The 16,212-nt window shown below is 54.3% G+C and carries 14 protein-coding genes; 7 read left to right on the top strand and 7 right to left on the bottom strand.

The genetic code is table 11. The features are described from left to right. Positions 1 to 439: 439 nt before the first annotated feature. Genes A7K98_RS02085 through yjiA form a run of 3 tightly spaced genes read left to right on the top strand, consistent with a single transcriptional unit; the run spans position 440 to position 3,824 of the window. A complete protein-coding gene (locus A7K98_RS02085; RefSeq protein ID WP_087487065.1) occupies positions 440 to 2,590 on the top strand; it encodes a carbon starvation CstA family protein in 2,151 nt (716 codons plus the stop codon). A gap of 51 nt (positions 2,591 to 2,641) precedes the next feature. After that, entirely contained in the window at positions 2,642 to 2,845 is a 204-nt protein-coding gene (locus tag A7K98_RS02080) for a YbdD/YjiX family protein (protein WP_038017231.1), read from the top strand. Between the two features lie 13 nt (positions 2,846 to 2,858). Further along, positions 2,859 to 3,824 carry a GTPase gene (gene yjiA / locus A7K98_RS02075; protein ID WP_087487064.1) on the top strand — a complete coding sequence of 322 codons (966 nt, stop codon included), beginning with the start codon at positions 2,859 to 2,861 and terminating at the stop codon, positions 3,822 to 3,824. Here the strand turns inward: yjiA and btsR are convergent. Both btsR and A7K98_RS02065 read right to left on the bottom strand, forming a co-directional pair. Then, positions 3,819 to 4,538 carry a two-component system response regulator BtsR gene (btsR, locus tag A7K98_RS02070; RefSeq protein ID WP_087487063.1) on the bottom strand — a complete coding sequence of 240 codons (720 nt, stop codon included), beginning with the start codon at positions 4,536 to 4,538 and terminating at the stop codon, positions 3,819 to 3,821. The two genes, yjiA and btsR, sit on opposite strands and share 6 nt — an antisense overlap. After that, positions 4,538 to 6,223 (bottom strand): sensor histidine kinase, encoded by a 1,686-nt coding sequence (locus A7K98_RS02065; protein WP_087487062.1) that lies wholly within the window; start codon positions 6,221 to 6,223, stop codon positions 4,538 to 4,540. The genes btsR and A7K98_RS02065 overlap by 1 nt, the downstream gene beginning before the upstream one ends. Before the next feature lie 321 nt (positions 6,224 to 6,544). On the opposite strand from A7K98_RS02065, the gene A7K98_RS02060 reads away from it, so the two are divergent. From A7K98_RS02060 to A7K98_RS02050, 3 genes are all read left to right on the top strand, one after another. After that, entirely contained in the window at positions 6,545 to 7,057 is a 513-nt protein-coding gene (locus A7K98_RS02060) for a GNAT family N-acetyltransferase (RefSeq protein ID WP_087487061.1), read from the top strand. Between the two features lie 129 nt (positions 7,058 to 7,186). After that, positions 7,187 to 8,065: a restriction endonuclease gene (locus tag A7K98_RS02055; protein WP_087487060.1), complete on the top strand. Its 879-nt coding sequence runs from the start codon at positions 7,187 to 7,189 to the stop codon at positions 8,063 to 8,065. 476 nt (positions 8,066 to 8,541) lie between these two features. After that, on the top strand, positions 8,542 to 9,399 hold the full coding sequence (locus tag A7K98_RS02050; protein WP_087487059.1) for a PhzF family phenazine biosynthesis protein: 858 nt from the start codon (positions 8,542 to 8,544) through the stop codon (positions 9,397 to 9,399). An 83-nt stretch (positions 9,400 to 9,482) separates the two neighbouring features. On the opposite strand, the gene A7K98_RS02045 is transcribed toward A7K98_RS02050, so the two are convergent. Next, positions 9,483 to 10,691: a pyridoxal phosphate-dependent aminotransferase gene (locus tag A7K98_RS02045; protein WP_087487058.1), complete on the bottom strand. Its 1,209-nt coding sequence runs from the start codon at positions 10,689 to 10,691 to the stop codon at positions 9,483 to 9,485. Between the two features lie 69 nt (positions 10,692 to 10,760). Here A7K98_RS02045 and A7K98_RS02040 point away from each other — a divergent pair, with 69 nt between their 5' ends. Beyond that, positions 10,761 to 11,855 (top strand): glutamine amidotransferase-related protein, encoded by a 1,095-nt coding sequence (locus tag A7K98_RS02040; RefSeq protein ID WP_087487057.1) that lies wholly within the window; start codon positions 10,761 to 10,763, stop codon positions 11,853 to 11,855. Here the strand turns inward: A7K98_RS02040 and A7K98_RS02035 are convergent. From A7K98_RS02035 to A7K98_RS02020, 4 genes are read right to left on the bottom strand one after another with little or no spacing between them, the layout of a single operon-like run. Then, on the bottom strand, positions 11,839 to 12,762 hold the full coding sequence (locus A7K98_RS02035) for a dihydrodipicolinate synthase family protein (protein WP_087487056.1): 924 nt from the start codon (positions 12,760 to 12,762) through the stop codon (positions 11,839 to 11,841). The genes A7K98_RS02040 and A7K98_RS02035 overlap by 17 nt on opposite strands. A 9-nt stretch (positions 12,763 to 12,771) precedes the next feature. Then, positions 12,772 to 13,941, bottom strand: a complete 1,170-nt coding sequence (locus tag A7K98_RS02030) for a M24 family metallopeptidase (protein ID WP_087487055.1) — start codon at positions 13,939 to 13,941, stop codon at positions 12,772 to 12,774. Next, positions 13,925 to 15,028: a mandelate racemase/muconate lactonizing enzyme family protein gene (locus tag A7K98_RS02025; RefSeq protein ID WP_087487054.1), complete on the bottom strand. Its 1,104-nt coding sequence runs from the start codon at positions 15,026 to 15,028 to the stop codon at positions 13,925 to 13,927. The genes A7K98_RS02030 and A7K98_RS02025 overlap by 17 nt, the downstream gene beginning before the upstream one ends. Beyond that, positions 15,025 to 16,200 carry a M20 family metallopeptidase gene (locus tag A7K98_RS02020; RefSeq protein WP_087487053.1) on the bottom strand — a complete coding sequence of 392 codons (1,176 nt, stop codon included), beginning with the start codon at positions 16,198 to 16,200 and terminating at the stop codon, positions 15,025 to 15,027. The genes A7K98_RS02025 and A7K98_RS02020 overlap by 4 nt, the downstream gene beginning before the upstream one ends. Positions 16,201 to 16,212: the final 12 nt, after the last annotated feature.

Below are 16,212 nucleotides of genomic sequence, written 5' to 3'. Positions count from 1 at the left end.
AATGCGCTGGATCACAGTTTGAGCCCCGGCAACGCTGCAGAAATTCTGCACAGTACGCTGCCCTTTCGTCACTTTAAAACAAAGTTTCGGAAACCGCTGACAGCCTTGTAACAGGTTAACGTTAGCGGATAGTTACCTGACGGGCAGTTTGCCTGCTTCATTTTCAGCATTGTGAATATCGTCAGCGGCGTCAGACACCCGCTGCTGGCGCGATCTGAATCACAGAAACCGCCATGTCAGCCAGCGGCGGAAACCGTTCAATGTCTCCGGTAACCGCTCTCTTCGCCATATCACCACTTAGCCATTTTTCTTCCCGTCAGCCGCTAAAAATCGTCAGGATAGAGCCACCGGTAAAGGAAGAGCCGGTGCGAGGTCTTCGGCGTCATGAATACGTGACCCCTGTCATCCTATAATTCAATATAAAACAGCAGGTTAATCTATGGACAAACACAAAATCCTCAGGCATGTCCCCTGGGTCATATTAGGGATCGTAGGCGCCTTTTGCCTTGGCGTGCTGGCACTACGGCGTGGTGAGCATATCAGTGCCATGTGGCTGGTCGTTGCCTCCGTTTCGGTCTATCTGGTGGCTTATCGCTATTACAGTCTGTATATCGCGCAAAAAGTGATGCAGCTCGACCCGGGGCGGGCAACTCCGGCAGTACTGAATAACGATGGTCTGAACTATGTTCCGACCAACCGCTATGTGTTGTTCGGCCACCATTTCGCCGCCATTGCCGGAGCAGGCCCGTTGGTCGGCCCGGTACTGGCAGCCCAGATGGGCTATCTGCCGGGAACCTTGTGGCTGCTGGCCGGCGTTGTGCTCGCCGGGGCGGTTCAGGACTTTATGGTGCTGTTTCTCTCTTCGCGACGGAACGGTGAGTCGCTCGGAGAGATGATTAAACAGGAGATGGGGCGGGTACCGGGCACTATCGCCCTGTTTGGCTGTTTCCTGATCATGATTATTATCCTCGCGGTACTGGCGCTGATTGTGGTGAAAGCGCTGGCCGAAAGCCCGTGGGGCGTGTTCACGGTCTGTTCAACAATTCCTATCGCGTTGCTGATGGGCATTTATATGCGTTATCTGCGGCCAGGCCGCGTGCTGGAAGTGTCGTTGATTGGCCTGGTGTTGCTGCTGCTTTCTATCTGGTTTGGCGGGGTAATTGCCCACGATCCTTACTGGGGACCGGCACTGACCTTTAAAGACACCACCATTACTTTTGCGCTGATTGGTTATGCATTTATCTCGGCTTTGCTGCCGGTATGGCTGATCCTCGCCCCGCGTGATTATCTGGCAACCTTCCTGAAGATTGGCGTTATTATCGGGCTGGCTATCGGAATTGTGATCCTCAATCCGGACCTGAAAATGCCGGCCATTACTCCGTTTATTAATGGTACCGGGCCGTTGTGGAAAGGCGCATTGTTCCCGTTCCTGTTTATCACCATTGCATGTGGTGCGGTGTCAGGTTTCCATGCGCTTATCGCTTCCGGAACCACGCCGAAGCTGCTGGCTAATGAGAAGGATGCACGGTTTATTGGCTATGGCGCGATGCTGATGGAATCATTTGTCGCTGTTATGGCTCTGGTCGCTGCCTCTATCATTGAACCCGGCCTCTATTTCGCCATGAATACGCCGCCGGCGGCACTGGGGATCACGATGCCTAACCTGCATCAGCTGGGTGGCGAAAACGCTCCGATGATTCTGGCACAGCTGAAAGATGTGACTGCTCATGCAGCAGCCACCGTCAGCAGTTGGGGCTTTGTGATTTCGCCGGAGCAGGTTATGCAAACCGCCAGAGACATAGGCGAGCCTTCACTGTTGAATCGTGCCGGTGGAGCCCCGACTCTGGCCGTCGGTATTGCCGATGTATTCCATAAAATTATGCCACTGGCCGATATGGGGTTCTGGTATCACTTCGGTATTCTGTTCGAAGCACTGTTTATTCTGACCGCACTGGATGCCGGTACTCGTTCCGGACGCTTTATGCTGCAGGATTTGCTGGGTAATTTCGTACCGTTCCTGAAAAAAACCAATTCATTACCGGCTTCCATCGTCGGTACTGCGGGTTGTGTCGGGTTGTGGGGCTATCTGCTGTATCAGGGAGTGGTCGATCCGCTGGGCGGAGTCAAAAGCCTGTGGCCGTTGTTCGGTATCTCTAACCAGATGCTGGCCGCAGTGGCACTGACACTGGGTACAGTGGTATTGATTAAAATGAAACGTACCCGCTATATCTGGGTTCCGCTGGTCCCTGCAGTGTGGCTGATTATCTGTACCACCTGGGCATTAGGCCTGAAACTGTTCAGCACCAATCCGCAAATGGAAGGTTTTTTCTATATGGCGAGAACTTATCAGGCGCGAATTGATACCGGCAGTAATCTGACTCAGGAGCAGATCAGCAATATGCAGCATATTGTGGTGAATAACTACACCAACGCGGTGCTGAGTATCCTGTTCCTGATTGTGGTCTACAGTATCCTGATATACGGGATAAAAATCTGGCGCGAAGCGGGCAAAAACCCACAGCGCACAGATAAAGAAACCCCTTATGTGCCAGTGCCGGAAGGCGGGGTGAAAACCTCTGCCGGCCACTAAAAAGACACCAGGGCTGCCATAAAGGGCAGCCCTGTATCGACAGGAGCCATTATGTTTGGAAAGGCCGGTTCGGCATCAAAATATCTGGGTCAGGCCGCGCGCATGCTGGTTGGCCTGCCGGATTATGACAACTACGCAGAGCATATGCGGATTAACCATCCGGATCAGCCGGTGATGAGCTATGAGGAGTTCTTTCGTGAACGCCAGCAGGCCCGCTATGGCGGAGATGGAAAAGGTGGAATGCGCTGCTGCTGACGGAGAATAACGAATGACACCGGTAACAGTCACTTTGCTGAGTGGTTTTCTCGGGGCGGGTAAAACGACTCTGCTGAACACCATTCTGCAGACCGAACACGGAATGCGGATTGCCGTTATTGAGAATGAATTTGCCGAAGCGGATATCGACCGGCAAATCATCGGTGATCGTGCCAGCCAAATCACGACTCTGGCGAATGGTTGTATCTGTTGCAGCCGCGCCAGTGAGCTGGAAAGTACATTGCTTGAACTGCTCGATTCGCGCCAGTCGGGCTCCTTAAGTTTCGACCGGCTGATCATAGAATCCACGGGCATGGCAGACCCGGGTCCGGTGATCCGCACTTTTTTCAGCCATCCACGGCTGGCTGAAGAATATCAGCTGGATGGTGTGATTACTCTGGTCGACGCAGTTCACGCCATGCAGCAACTGGATAAGCACAGCGTGGCTCAGTCGCAGATAGGTTATGCCGATCGCATACTGCTGAGTAAAACCGATATTGCTCCTGACACCACAGCCCTGACAGAACGTCTGCACCGGATCAATGCCCGCGCTCCGATTGTCCGGGTGGTGAATGGTGATACAGATATCCGCTCACTGTTCGATTTACGGGGATTTATGCTGGAACCTGCCAGTGCTCCGACAACACAGTACCGTTTTGTACCAGACGCACCGGACAGAGTCAGATCGCTGACCATCACTCTCGATTACCCGCTGGAGCTTGAGGCCGTTTCGGCAGTGATGGAGTCGCTGCTGCTGCGCTTTGCAGATAACCTGTTGCGCTACAAAGGCATGCTGTGGGTAGGTGGTGAAACTCACCGGTTGCTGTTTCAGGGGGTACAACGGTTATACAGTTCCGGCTGGGATCGCCCCTGGCAACATGATGAAATTCCCGCCAGCACCCTGATTTTTATCGGTGTTGATCTGCCGGAACAGGAAATTCATCAGGCTTTCGCAGCCTTGCGGCCGGATAATTTATAGCCCCAGCGTCTCTTTAATTCGTTTCAGATAACGGCGGCTGACCGGTACGGTCTGGCCGCTTTTCATTCTAAGTTCTCCCTGACCGTTCTCTTCCATACGGATTTCCCGTAGCTGATCCATATTGATCATATGCTGACGGTGGCAACGTAACAGAGGAGTACGCTGCTCCAGAGTCCGCAAGGTCAGTTCAGTCGCCCCTTCCTGGCCTTCGCTGCTGGTGACAAACACCCCGCCGATACGGCTACTGACACAGGCCACTTCTTCCATCGGCAGTAGCCAGATACGGTTCTGACCATTACACGGAATATATTTCAGCGGAGCCTGTAACACCGCCAGACGAGGCAGTTCCTGAGGCGCTCTGACCTGACGCAGCCGTGTCAGACACTTTTCCAGCCGTGTCGGATCGGTCGGTTTCAGCAGATAATCAAAGGCATCTTCATCAAAAGCCTGCAAAGCGTATTCATCAAAGGCTGTCAGGAATACGATGTGCGGACGTTGCTGGGGATCTAACATTCCGACCATCTCCAGCCCGCTGATACGCGGCATCTGAATATCCAGAAACACCACCTGCGGCCGCAGACGGTTGATTGCCGCCATTGCTTCAATAGCATTGGCAGCCTCACCGGTAATCACAATATCGTCATGTTGCTGTAATAACAGCCGCAGATTTTCCCGCGCCAGCGGCTCATCATCAACAATCAGTACCTCCATCATCACTGCTCCTCCGGGGGCACCCGAATCACGACCCGGGTATAGTGGTCGGTGTGATAATCAACACTCAGCCCGCAGTCATCGCCAAAGCGCGCCCGTAAACGTCGGTCCACCAGGCTCATTCCCATCCCTTGCCCTTTGCCGGTGAGTGGGACAAACAGCCCGGCATTATCCTGCACCGAAACTTCCAGATATTGCAGGTGCTGGCAGGCGGATATTGTCACTTCCCCCATCCCGAGTAACTGCGAAGTGCCGTGCTTAATCGCATTCTCCACCAGCGGCTGCAAAGTAAATGCCGGTAGCCGGTAATGCCGCAACGCCTCCGGCACCTGTAAATCCACTTTTAGTCGGGACTGAAACCGGGCCTGCTCAATTTGCAGATAAGCATTCACATGTTCCAGTTCATCTTCCAGCGTAGCAATCTCTGAAGAACGCTTCAGGTTTTTACGAAAAAAAGTGGACAGATACTGCACCAGCAGCCCGGCTCGCTGGCTGTCATTACGGATCACTGCCTGCAAGGTATTCAGTGCATTAAACAGAAAATGCGGATTGACCTGGGCATGCAGCAGTTTAATTTCAGATTGCGCCAGCAGGGCTTTTTGCCGCTCATACTGCCCGGCAAGAATCTGTGCTGACAGTAACCGGGCAATCCCCTCGCCCAGTGTCCGGTTAATCGAACTGAACAACCGGTTCTTTGCCTCATACAGTTTTATGGTGCCAATCACCCGCTGGTTTTCGCCGTGCAGCGGGATCACCAGAGTAGATCCCAGCTTACAGGCCGGATTAATCGAACAACAGTAAGGCACTTCATTACCATCAGCATAGACCACTTCTCCGCTGTCTATCGCCCGCCGGGTATAGTGAGAAGAGACCGGCTTCCCGGCAATATGGTGGTCATCACCAATGCCGGTAAACGCCAGCAGCTTATGGCAATCAGTAATCGCAACCGCACCGATATCCAGTTCGCGGTGCAGTACCTGAGCCACCTTCAGACTGTTTTCCTGGTTAAACCCCTGGCGTAATATTCCTTCGGTGGCAGCAGCTACCCTCAGCGCGGTGGCGGAAAACGCCGAGGTATAACGGGCAAACATTTCCCGTTTATCCAGCAGGATTCTCATAAACAGTGCCGCGCCCAGCGTATTAGTAATAATCATCGGGGCTGCAATATGGCTGACCAGGCGGCTCGCTTCGGGATAGGGCCTCGCAATCAACAGAATAATCACCATCTGCAGTACTTCGGCCAGCAAAGTAACGGCCCCGGCAGTCAGCGGACTAAAGATTTTATCGGCTCGACCACGCCGCAGCAGCAGGCTATGGGCGATGCCTCCCAGCAAGCCCTCAGCAATCGTCGATAACATACAGCTAAAGGCGGTCATCCCGCCCAGCGAATAGCGATGTAACCCGCCGGTCAGTCCCACCAGGCCGCCAACCGCCGGGCCGCCCAGCAAACCACCCATCACTGCCCCGATGGCACGGGTATTGGCAATCGAATCCTCAATATGCAGCCCGAAATAGCTGCCAAGGATACAGAACACCGAAAAAGTGATGTAACAGAGAAGTTTATGCGGAAGCCTGACCGTCACCTGCATCAGCGGGATAAATAACCGGGTCTTACTCATCAGCCACGCAATAACCAGAAACACACACATCTGCTGCAACAACTGCAGCACTAAGCGAAAATCATACATTGCGGGTGCCCCGGGCCGTCGTAAAAGCCGCAGCATAGCCGGTTCCTGTCTGAATTTCTTTGAAACAGCACCGAAAACCAGCAACCGCCAGATAAAGGATCAGGCACCATCTTCGACCTTATCCTCAGGATGGGTATCGGCATTAACCTGACTGCCTGTTTACATTTCTCCCGGGCATCTCCTGACAGGCTATAAAAACCAGTCGCTGGCTGATTTGAACGGCAGTTAAGTGCCGGGAGCGGAGGCAGCTTATATTGTGCTATGTTGATTTATGTGGAGAAATCCAGCGAAAGTAATGTTCCAGGGTAAAAGGATTATCAGATGAATTTAGATACTACGCGTTTAAGGCTTGAACCCTATAATGATTCACATTACGAAGGCTTAAGGGTGATGGATAACGATCCCGGCGTTATGCGGTATATCAGTAAGGGTATTGTTAAAACACCAGAAGAGACCCGGGAAAATATAAGGCGAGTTCAGGACCGATGGCATAAATATGGATTTTCCTGGTGGGCTATCAAAGAGAAGACCTCCGGTACCGTTGTTGGTGCAGCATGTCTCCAATACCTGGAAAATGTTGAAGGTGCGCCTCTTGAGATTGGCTGGCGACTTATTCCGGAACATAATGGCAAAGGCTACGCAACAGAAGCGGCTAAAGCGATTATTGATTTTGCGGCAGAGCACATAGGCGCACATTATTTAGTGGCTGTAGCCGACCCTGAAAATATCCCCTCTCAGCGAGTGATGCAGCGTTTAGGCATGACTTATAAGGCAACAGAACAGCATTACGATGAGCCATGCGTAGTTTATGAACTTAGCATTCAGCGCCCTTAACCGTAGTACGGAAATGTAGATACCGTCCGTTTTGTGCCAGGAGCGGAACACGCTAATGCTGCTATACAGGTGTTGACTCATTCCCTACATCACTTTCATCCAGTTATACTGTTAAAAAAGGAGGTAAGCATGAAACTGAAAATGCAGGATTTGAGGCTGTTTAATCTTGTGTTTGAGAGCGATCCTGGATGGATACTGGATTTCTCTAACCGCACCTTGTCTGCTTTCTTTGATGAAGAACTGAACATTGATATTGATGATGAACGTTATCAGGAAGAGGGGACGTCAAAAGCCAAACGAGTTAGATGCTTGCTAAAACAGGCAGATCGTGAGACCGCTCTGCGGGTTCTTGGCGTCCTCTGGCAGTATAAAACGGAATCCATGCCTGAACAGGCAGAACAAAGCCGTAATGACTATCTTGCACTGATATCCCGCCTGGAAAACGTTGACACCGATGAAGCCAAAGGCGTAAAGCCTGTCCAGGCATGGCATGGTGTTGACTGGCATTCACTTATCGATGAAATGAACGAGATGAAATCTCTGCCGGCTCATCCACGTGGTTTTCGGTTTGAAGCCTGGCTTACTGAACTGTTCAATATCTTTAAACTCGCTCCCCGTTCATCTTTCCGAAACACAGGCGAACAGATTGACGGAAGTTTCCGACTGAATGATGAATTTTATCTGATGGAGGCAAAGTGGCATCAGAAAAGGACGTCGGCTGCAGATCTCCATGTATTTGAAGGAAAGCTCAGTACCAAGGCAACCTGGACACGTGGCGTGTTTATCAGCTGGATGGGGTTTACACCTGAAGGTCTGACGGCTTTTGGAAAAGGGAAGCGGGTTATCTGTGTCAGTGGTTATGATCTTTACCACTCACTGAGTCATGGAATCCCTTTGCCCGACCTTCTGGACGCCAAAACCCGGCACGCCGCTGAAACGGGAGAGCCGTATGCTGAGTTCGACCGACTATATACCCTGAAGAGCAAACAGTTCGGCACGCTAAGATAACGGGTTGGGAAACGGTGACCAGCTCCCCGTTGTTTCGCACAGAATGCTCTGTTAGCAATGTCCGCACTTCCCTCAAATCAACCTTTCACTTAGTAGGTAATCTTCACTAACTTTATGTAGTCGATGATGGTTGGGTCATTTGTCAGACTGTTTGCAGAGATAAACATCTGGCTAAGTACAGCGATGAGCAGATGGTTTTTCACCAGAGAGTCCTTAATTAACACAACAGACAATCATTTCTTCGTTATGCATCATGACTCCCGGGCTTCATCTCTTTCAGCGAGCCAGCGGCAATCGTCGGTATTCCCTGATACGATCCCCGCAAAATAACGCTTTCCGGACGGAATTCTCCAAAGCGGCAGCTGACTCAGCGCATCAGGAAATTTTCAGTCACTGGCGGGGAGTTTTATGCAATATCCGAAAACATCAGTTATGGTGAAGGTCACCCCATCTCTTGCTTAGTCTATGGAGCACTTATGCAATACCCTGCGTCAGAACTGGTTCACATTGCGGCGTTTTCAGATGCCGGACAAGGCGGCAATCCGGCGGGAGTCTGGACCGGAACTCAGTTCCCTGCCGATGAAGAGATGCAGAGAATTGCCGCAGAAGTGGGGTTTTCAGAAACTGCCTTTGCCGTACCGCTCGATGAAACCCACAAACTGTGGCGGGTACGTTATTTTTCCCCGGAAGCCGAAGTACCGTTTTGTGGTCACGCGACTATCGCCACCACCACCGGTATTGCCAGGCGTTACGGTGCCGGGGATTATCAGTTTCAGCTTAATCTGACCACCATTCCGGTCTCCGCACAGCCCGATGAATCCGGTAACTGGCAGGCTACGCTGCTTTCCCCGCCGACCCACAGCCAGCCGGTGGAACAGCTTCTGGTTGACCAGGCACTGCAACTGTTTGGCTATAGCCGCGAAGATTTAGATCAGCGAATTCCCCCGGCCCGCATCCACGGCGGTGCAGATCATCTGATACTGACACTGAAACAACGCAGTCAGCTGGCTGCCATGCATTACTCGCAGGCAGAAGGCGGCGTTTTGATGAGGAAAAACGGCTGGGTCACTATTCTGCTGGTCGTGGCAGAGGATGAGCAACACTTTCATACCCGCAATCCGTTTGCTTATGGGGGAGTCTATGAAGACCCGGCCACCGGGGCGGCATCGGCGGCTTTTGCCGGTTATCTGCGGGATATCGGTTGGCCGCACCACGGGGAAATTGAGATTATTCAGGGAGAAGATATGGGGATGCGCTCGCGGATTATTGCAAAGATCACCGATGAGCCAGGCAGCCCGATTGCCGTCTCAGGCCAGGCACGGCTGATGGAGTAACTCTGCCAGACCCGGCCGGAGTTGCAGCGCCAGAAAGTTCTGTTGCGCGACAGACCCGGCCGGTTTATCACCTGCCCTCAGACTTAGCTCAACCGCGAAATTGCCTGTGACAACCGCTGACAGGCCGTTTCCAGCACCGCGCTGTCCACCGCATAAGCAATACGCAGATAACCCGGGGTGCCAAATGCCGAACCGTGGATCACAGCAACCTGAGCTTCAGACAGCAACCAGCTGGCCAGCGCCAGATCATCACTGATTACCTCACCCTGCGGGGTACGGCGGCCCAGTAATTCACGGCAATTGACGAACAGATAAAATGCCCCTTCCGGCGCACTGGCAGACAGCCCGTCGGTATCACTGGCCACTTGCAGCACCCGCTGGCGGTGTTTATCCAGAACACGGATCCAGCCTGGCAGAAAGTCTGCTGGCTGATTAAGTGCCACTACCGCAGCAGCCTGAGAAATGGAGGACGGATTAGAGGTGCTTTGCGACTGCAACGTCTGCATGGCAGCAATCAGCCATTCCGGCCCGGCGGCATAGCCGAGTCGCCAGCCGGTCATAGCGTGGCTTTTAGAAACACCGTTTACCGTCAGTGTTCTGTCCGCCAGTTCAGGAGCCACCTGAGCCAGGGTCGAAAACGGAATACCGTCATAACGTAATGGCTCATAAATATCATCCGCCATAATCAGTACCTGCGGATAATCAGCCAGTACCGCCGCCAGCGCCTGCAATTCTGCCGCGGTATAGACCGCTCCGGTCGGGTTGCCCGGCGAATTAAGAATGATCCAGCGGGTTTGTGGTGTCAGCGCCGCTTTCAGCGTTTCCGGCTGTAGCTTCCAGGCGTGCTGTTCTTCGCAGGACACAATCACCGGTTCACCTTCTGCCAGCGTGACCATATCAGGATAAGATACCCAGTAAGGGGCCGGAATAATCACCTGCTGCCCCGGGTCGATGGTCGCCAGCAGCGCATTGAAAATCAGCTGCTTAGCCCCGCTGCCGGCAATGATCTGTGGCTGGCTGTAACTCAGTTGGTTATCACGGAGAAATTTAGCCGCAATCGCCTGTTTTAGTTCTGCAGTACCGGCCACAGCAGTATATTTGGTCTGATGGCTGATAATAGCCTCAATGCCGGCATAGCTGATGGCTGTCGGCGTGGCAAAATCCAGCTCTCCCTCGCCCAGGTTAATCACTGACAGGCCTTCAGCCTCCAGACTTCTGACCTGGTCGGAAATGGTGGCGGTTGGCGAAGGACGAACCCGATGCATTCTCCGCGCGGTCTGTTGAGTATTCATAAATCCTCTTTGTATAATTTGATTCAAACAATACAATTATCCTCCCAAAACTACAGCAGGATAGATGCCGTGTTACCGTTCTTCATTCTCGATGATTCACCGTTCCCGGCCTGCTTTGGCGTCACTGCCAGCCTGTGGGCCAGTCAGTTAAACCTGCCGCTGTGGAGCCTGCGTCCGGCGTTTGAACAGCCGTTTGCTGACAGCCATCAGCATGTGATTTCGGCCGGGTATTGCGTCACCAGCGGTCTGTACCGCAGCAATACGTTGCAGCAGGAAGTCACCGATATTGCACAACTGCCGGACCGGGACGCCGTTATTGTGCTGGCCGCCTCGCAGGAGGCGCTTATTGCTTCACTGCCCGGTCCCCGGTTGTACAGCCATTACCGCGATGGCCAACTGATCCTGGACGGCGCGCAACCACCACTGACATTCTCAGCATCCCCTGACCGTTATGGCCGCTACGATGCAAAGCCTGCGACTGCCATGGCAACATCACCGCTGACCATCGCCATTGCCGGGCATGAAGCGGATCACCGTCATGCCTATCCGGCAACTCTTGCTGCGCTGGGTGACGCCGCCGATGCACTGGGCCTGTCTGTCGATATCCGCTTTGTTCCCCCGGACAGTTTGTCAGCAGAGCTCAGCGAATTAGCTCCGCTGTCCGGCATCATTCTGCCGGGCGGTGCCTCGATGGCCGCCGTTATCGGGCAGATTCGCATTGCGGAAGCCACCCTGAACACTCCGCTGCCGGTGCTCGGACTGTGCCTCGGCATGCAGAGCATGGCCACCGCGCTGGTCCGGCAGTCCGCCGGTTGCCGTCAGGCAATACTGGCGGAAGTCGATCCTGAGGCTCCGCTGCACAGTTTTATCCGCTTTGACGATGGCAGGCATCGCTGCGGTATTTTCCCGTTCAGCACTCCTGACGGCAGCTACCCGATGCATTACAACCATCGTTACCGGTTTAACCCTGCACTGACCGGCCCGCTAACGGCGACAGGGGCCAGCATAACCGCAGCCAGCGGTGATATTATCGAAGGCATTGCCCTGGTGAAGGCGCCTTTCTGGCAGGGGGTACAGGGTCATCCGGAGTTACTCTCCCGGCCGGAAGCCCCGCACCCGCTGTTTATCGCGTTTTTACAGGCTGCGGTTAACCGGCAAGGGTAACCCCGCTGCGTGGATCACTGGCCAGAGCTTTCATCACTCCGGTCAGTGCCTCGATAGCCTGTGCAGATACCGGCTGCAACGGTGCTCTGACCGTACCGCCATTAAATCCACGCAGTGCCATCGCCGCTTTCACCAGCTGTGGCTGACCATGCTGACGTGCCAGCTGGCGGTAATCGAACCATAGCTGATGCAGGTCGCGGGCGGTTGCCGCATCGCCCTGCTCCAGCGCACGGTAAGTCGCCAGAATTAATTCCGGTAACGCACCGCTGTTAGTGGTACTGATGCCGTCGAATCCGGCCATCATCGGACCGGTAAATGCCAGGTCAGAGGCACAGAACAGGCGCAGGCGTCCTTTCAGACGGTTAGCAATCTGATCGATAGCGGTCGGGTTCAGATCACCCTGTTTAATACCCACCACTCCCGGGATATCGGCCAGTTTCTCCAGCAATGCCGGAGAGAGCGTAATCCCGATACCCGGCGCGTTATACACCAGGATACCGGTGACCGACAGCGGTGCCATTTCACGGAAATAGCTGATGATCTGATCATCGGTAATTTCGCTGACGTAAGGCGCAGTCACCATCGGCAGACCACCCAGTTCACCGGCCAGAACTGTCAGGTCACGGGCATCGCGCGGATCGGAGCTGGCACTGCACAGCATCACCGGAATACGGTCCTGTACGCATTCCATCACCCGGACAAACAGTTCACTCCGTTCTGCCAGCGACATCACCGGAAACTCGCCGTAAGTACCGCCAATCAGGATGCCGTCGTATCCCAGACCGATCACCCGCTCAATGTTTTCACACAGTGCGTTGAAATCAGGTTCGCCTTGCGGGGTGAACGGAGTTACCGTGATGTTGAAAATGCCTTTCAGGCGTTCGCGACTCTCATTAATATCTTTCATTTCTGTGCCTTACAATAAAGTTAATGGACGGGAGAGGCTGCCAAGCTGACGATAACCGTTGTCGGTAACCACCACGGTTTCACTCACCCCGACGGTAAATTCGCCATAAATACGCAGTGCAGGCGGAATATGGAAAGTCATACCCGGCTGCAGCTCAGTGGTAATGCCGCCGTACAGGCTCAGGATGCCGCCTTCGCCCCAGTCAGGCGCAAACGACACCCCGATGGAGTAACCGGTACGTTTTTTGAAGTTGTCGGTGAAACCGGCACGGTCGATCACCCGCTGGCAGGCATTATGCGGATCGGCACAGGTGGCTCCGGGACGAATAGCATCCAGTGCCGCCTGTAAGGCTTCCTGGCAGACCTTTTCCATTTCAATAGCAATTGCCGGAGGTTTGCCGATCCATGCAGAACGCATTAAAGCGGCGTGGTAACGGTCATGAGATGCCGCCATTTCCAGGAATACCGGATCGTTATCCTGCAATACCCGGCGCCGCCAGGTTCCGTGAGGAATACCACTGCGCGGACCGCTGGACATCAGCGGCTCCATGCCAACATATTCCGAACCGGCAGCAATCGCGCCGCCCATCATCGCCGATACCACTGCGTTTTCGTCGGCACCCTGGCGAATCGCCCGGATACCGGCCCGCATCCCTTCATCCACATAGCGGGCAGCCTGAGAAATTTTTTCGATTTCTGCGGGCGATTTCACCGCCCGCAGCGGTTCAATCACTCCGGCAGTATCCGCAATCTCACCCAGTTGGCTTTGCAGAGCTTCATACACCGCGACCGGTAAGAACCAGCCGCGTTTATCCAGCCCGATACGTTTGTTCATCCAGCCGCACTGACGGATTTTTTCCACCAGAAACTCCACCGGATTGTCACCATCCTGATAGATCGCGGCATCGCTGATAAAGGTGTTGGCAATAAAGTTGAAATACTCCAGCTGGCGAATCACAAACACCGGATCCCCTTCCACCGGCAGAATTAACGCCTGAAAGGTGTAATAGCCCGGGGTTTGCTGGCCGGTGAGCCAGAAGATATTTTCCGGGCCGGTGACAATCATCACCTCAACACCGGCCTTGCTGAGCCGTTCACGGGTAAGGCGAATACGTTGCTGATACTCCTCAGCCTGAAACGCGGATTCGCTGCCCTGAATCACATTACCGGGTTTTTGCATCACTAAACTCCTGAAGTAAGGTTGCTTTTGTCATATCGAAGCGCACCCCCAGCCCGGGGATGTCAGAGGCCCGGATACGACCCTGTTGATAAGTTAATCCGCTGGCGGGATCGTCGGTTAATCCGTCAGCACCATAGAGTTCGGCAAAGGCCGGTTGCAGCAGATAACAGAGCTGCAATGCCGCGGCGGTGGCTGCATGGCCCTCGTTCATCTGGCCAATCATAAATGGCACCCCTGCAGCTTTAAGCTGCCGTGCCGCAGACACCAGCGGGGCGATCCCCCCCAGTTTGACCAGTTTCAGATGCCCCCATAAGCGACCTTCGGCCGCCACCAGCCGTTGCAGCGCTGCTTCGCTGTTGAGACTTTCGTCGAGCATCACCGGAATGCCGTATTCCTCCAGCGCGGACAGCTCAGCATCCTGGCTGGCTGGTAACGGTTGTTCGATATAGCTCAGTTGCAGCGGTTGCAGCCGGGCAAACGCCTGCCTGGCCTGTGATAATGTCCACTGGCCGTTCACATCAACGGCCAGTGAAATGTCCTGACCGAAGGTGTCACGCAGCAGGGTTAATCGCGCCAGATCGGTGTCGAAATCGCTGATGCCGACCCGCAGTTTTAACTGAGTAAATCCACGGCTGACGTACTGCTGCGCCTGGGTTAACAGCTGCTGTTCGCTGCCCCAGAACAGAGTCTGGTTAGTGCTGAATTCAGCGTTACCGGCAGGCCCGCCGAGGAACTCAGCCAGGGTTTGCTGTTGGCTGCGGGCCAGAAAATCGTGTACCGCCATATCCAGCAGCATCCGGCCTGGAGCCAGCAGCTGGCTGTCCGGGGTGTGAATTGCGGTCAGTAATTCCTGACCGACCGGCAGAGTTTGCCAGCCAGACAGCACCGGCAGCAGGTTACTGATCACCTGTTCCGGCGTGTAACCATGCAGATAACTGATGTTCAGGCGCACTTCGCCCAGACCGCACTGGCCCTGTTCTTCCAGGGTCAGCCACAGGGTATCCAGCCCGCTGACCGGCCCGGAAGAGGCGGTATAGAGCGTGACACCGGCATAGTGCAATTCACCGCGCCATAAGCGGATTTTCACGATGCGTTCTCCGCAGGCAGCATCGCCAGGGCGATATCCAGATAGATATAAGCGGCAGCAATAAACTCATCGACAGGGACAAACTCATCCGGCTTATGTGCCACCGCCAGAGCGCCCGGGCCAATTACCACGCCTTTCGCGCCGAGCGAACGGAAATGCACTAAGTCACAACCGCCCTGAAAGCCATACGGGCCCGGATCTGTGTTGCCATGTTTCTGGCAGGCTGCGAGGCTGTGCTGAACAATCGCTTCCTGGCTGTCGGTTTCGGTCGCGCCACCGGTAGTAGGCTGCCAGCCGATAATCTCCGCCTCGATTCCTTTTTGTTCACGGGCCTGGTCGAGTAACTGTTGAATCTCCTGGCGTACCACGACTTCGTCTTCTCCCGGCACCATGCGCCGGTCAATCATCAGTTCACAACTTTCAGGGATCACGTTGTCGGCATGTCCGCCGTGAATACGGGTTACCGTCATGCTGGCATTACCTACCAGCGCATGGCAGCGGCAGCGCACTTCCTGATGGTGGCTCTGCTCAATCATCTGCAACAGCTGTCCGGCCTGATACACCGCATTCACCCCAAGCTCAGGGGTTCCTGAGTGAGCAGTCACTCCGTTAACCCGCACTTTCGGACGCAGGCTGCCTTTATGCGCCGAAAAGGTCGCATTTGAGGTGGGCTCACCGATCACCGCAAAGTCGATCGCTGGCGGTGCATCTTTCACATAGAATTTCGCCCCTTCACTGGCGGCTTCTTCGTCGGCAGTGAATACCCCCATCAGGGTTCCGGACCATGATTGCCGGTTAGCGGCCAGCATTCTCAGGGCTTCTACCATCGCTACCAGCGGCCCTTTGGCATCACAGGAACCGCGACCGTACAGCCGGCCATCGGCTTCGGTCAGGGTGAAAGGATCGGTGCGCCAGCCCTCTCCGGCCGGTACCGTATCCAGGTGGGTGTTAAAGGCAAAACAGGGACCCTGGCCATTTTTCAGTACCGCAATCACGTTGGTCCGGCCTGGCGCATATTCACTGAAGGAGAGATCGAAACCGGCCTCCCGCAGCCAGTCAGCCACGCATTCTGCCGCTTCACGCTCATGGCCCGGCGGATTTTCGGTATTAATGGCAACCAGCGCCGCTAAATCCTGTTTCATCCGTCCACTGTCAGCCTGATAAGTACTCATAGTTGCTCCGTT

The sequence above is a fragment of the Tatumella citrea genome, from assembly GCF_002163585.1.
Classification (GTDB): domain Bacteria; phylum Pseudomonadota; class Gammaproteobacteria; order Enterobacterales; family Enterobacteriaceae; genus Tatumella; species Tatumella citrea.
Note: the sequence above shows the minus strand (reverse complement) of the source record. Positions and strands in the feature narration are given on the sequence as shown.

Bases quoted from the DNA above. Each gene is read 5' to 3' on its own strand.
- A7K98_RS02035 (WP_087487056.1), bottom strand. From the start codon at position 12,762: ATGAAAGATATTAATGAGAGTCGCGAACGCCTGAAAGGCATTTTCAAC.
- A7K98_RS02085 (WP_087487065.1), top strand. From the start codon at position 440: ATGGACAAACACAAAATCCTCAGGCATGTCCCCTGGGTCATATTAGGG.
- A7K98_RS02080 (WP_038017231.1), top strand. From the start codon at position 2,642: ATGTTTGGAAAGGCCGGTTCGGCATCAAAATATCTGGGTCAGGCCGCG.
- A7K98_RS02045 (WP_087487058.1), bottom strand. From the start codon at position 10,691: ATGAATACTCAACAGACCGCGCGGAGAATGCATCGGGTTCGTCCTTCG.
- A7K98_RS02065 (WP_087487062.1), bottom strand. From the start codon at position 6,223: ATGTATGATTTTCGCTTAGTGCTGCAGTTGTTGCAGCAGATGTGTGTG.
- A7K98_RS02020 (WP_087487053.1), bottom strand. From the start codon at position 16,200: ATGAGTACTTATCAGGCTGACAGTGGACGGATGAAACAGGATTTAGCG.
- A7K98_RS02055 (WP_087487060.1), top strand. From the start codon at position 7,187: ATGAAACTGAAAATGCAGGATTTGAGGCTGTTTAATCTTGTGTTTGAG.
- A7K98_RS02060 (WP_087487061.1), top strand. From the start codon at position 6,545: ATGAATTTAGATACTACGCGTTTAAGGCTTGAACCCTATAATGATTCA.
- A7K98_RS02050 (WP_087487059.1), top strand. From the start codon at position 8,542: ATGCAATACCCTGCGTCAGAACTGGTTCACATTGCGGCGTTTTCAGAT.
- yjiA (WP_087487064.1), top strand. From the start codon at position 2,859: ATGACACCGGTAACAGTCACTTTGCTGAGTGGTTTTCTCGGGGCGGGT.
- btsR (WP_087487063.1), bottom strand. From the start codon at position 4,538: ATGATGGAGGTACTGATTGTTGATGATGAGCCGCTGGCGCGGGAAAAT.
- A7K98_RS02030 (WP_087487055.1), bottom strand. From the start codon at position 13,941: ATGCAAAAACCCGGTAATGTGATTCAGGGCAGCGAATCCGCGTTTCAG.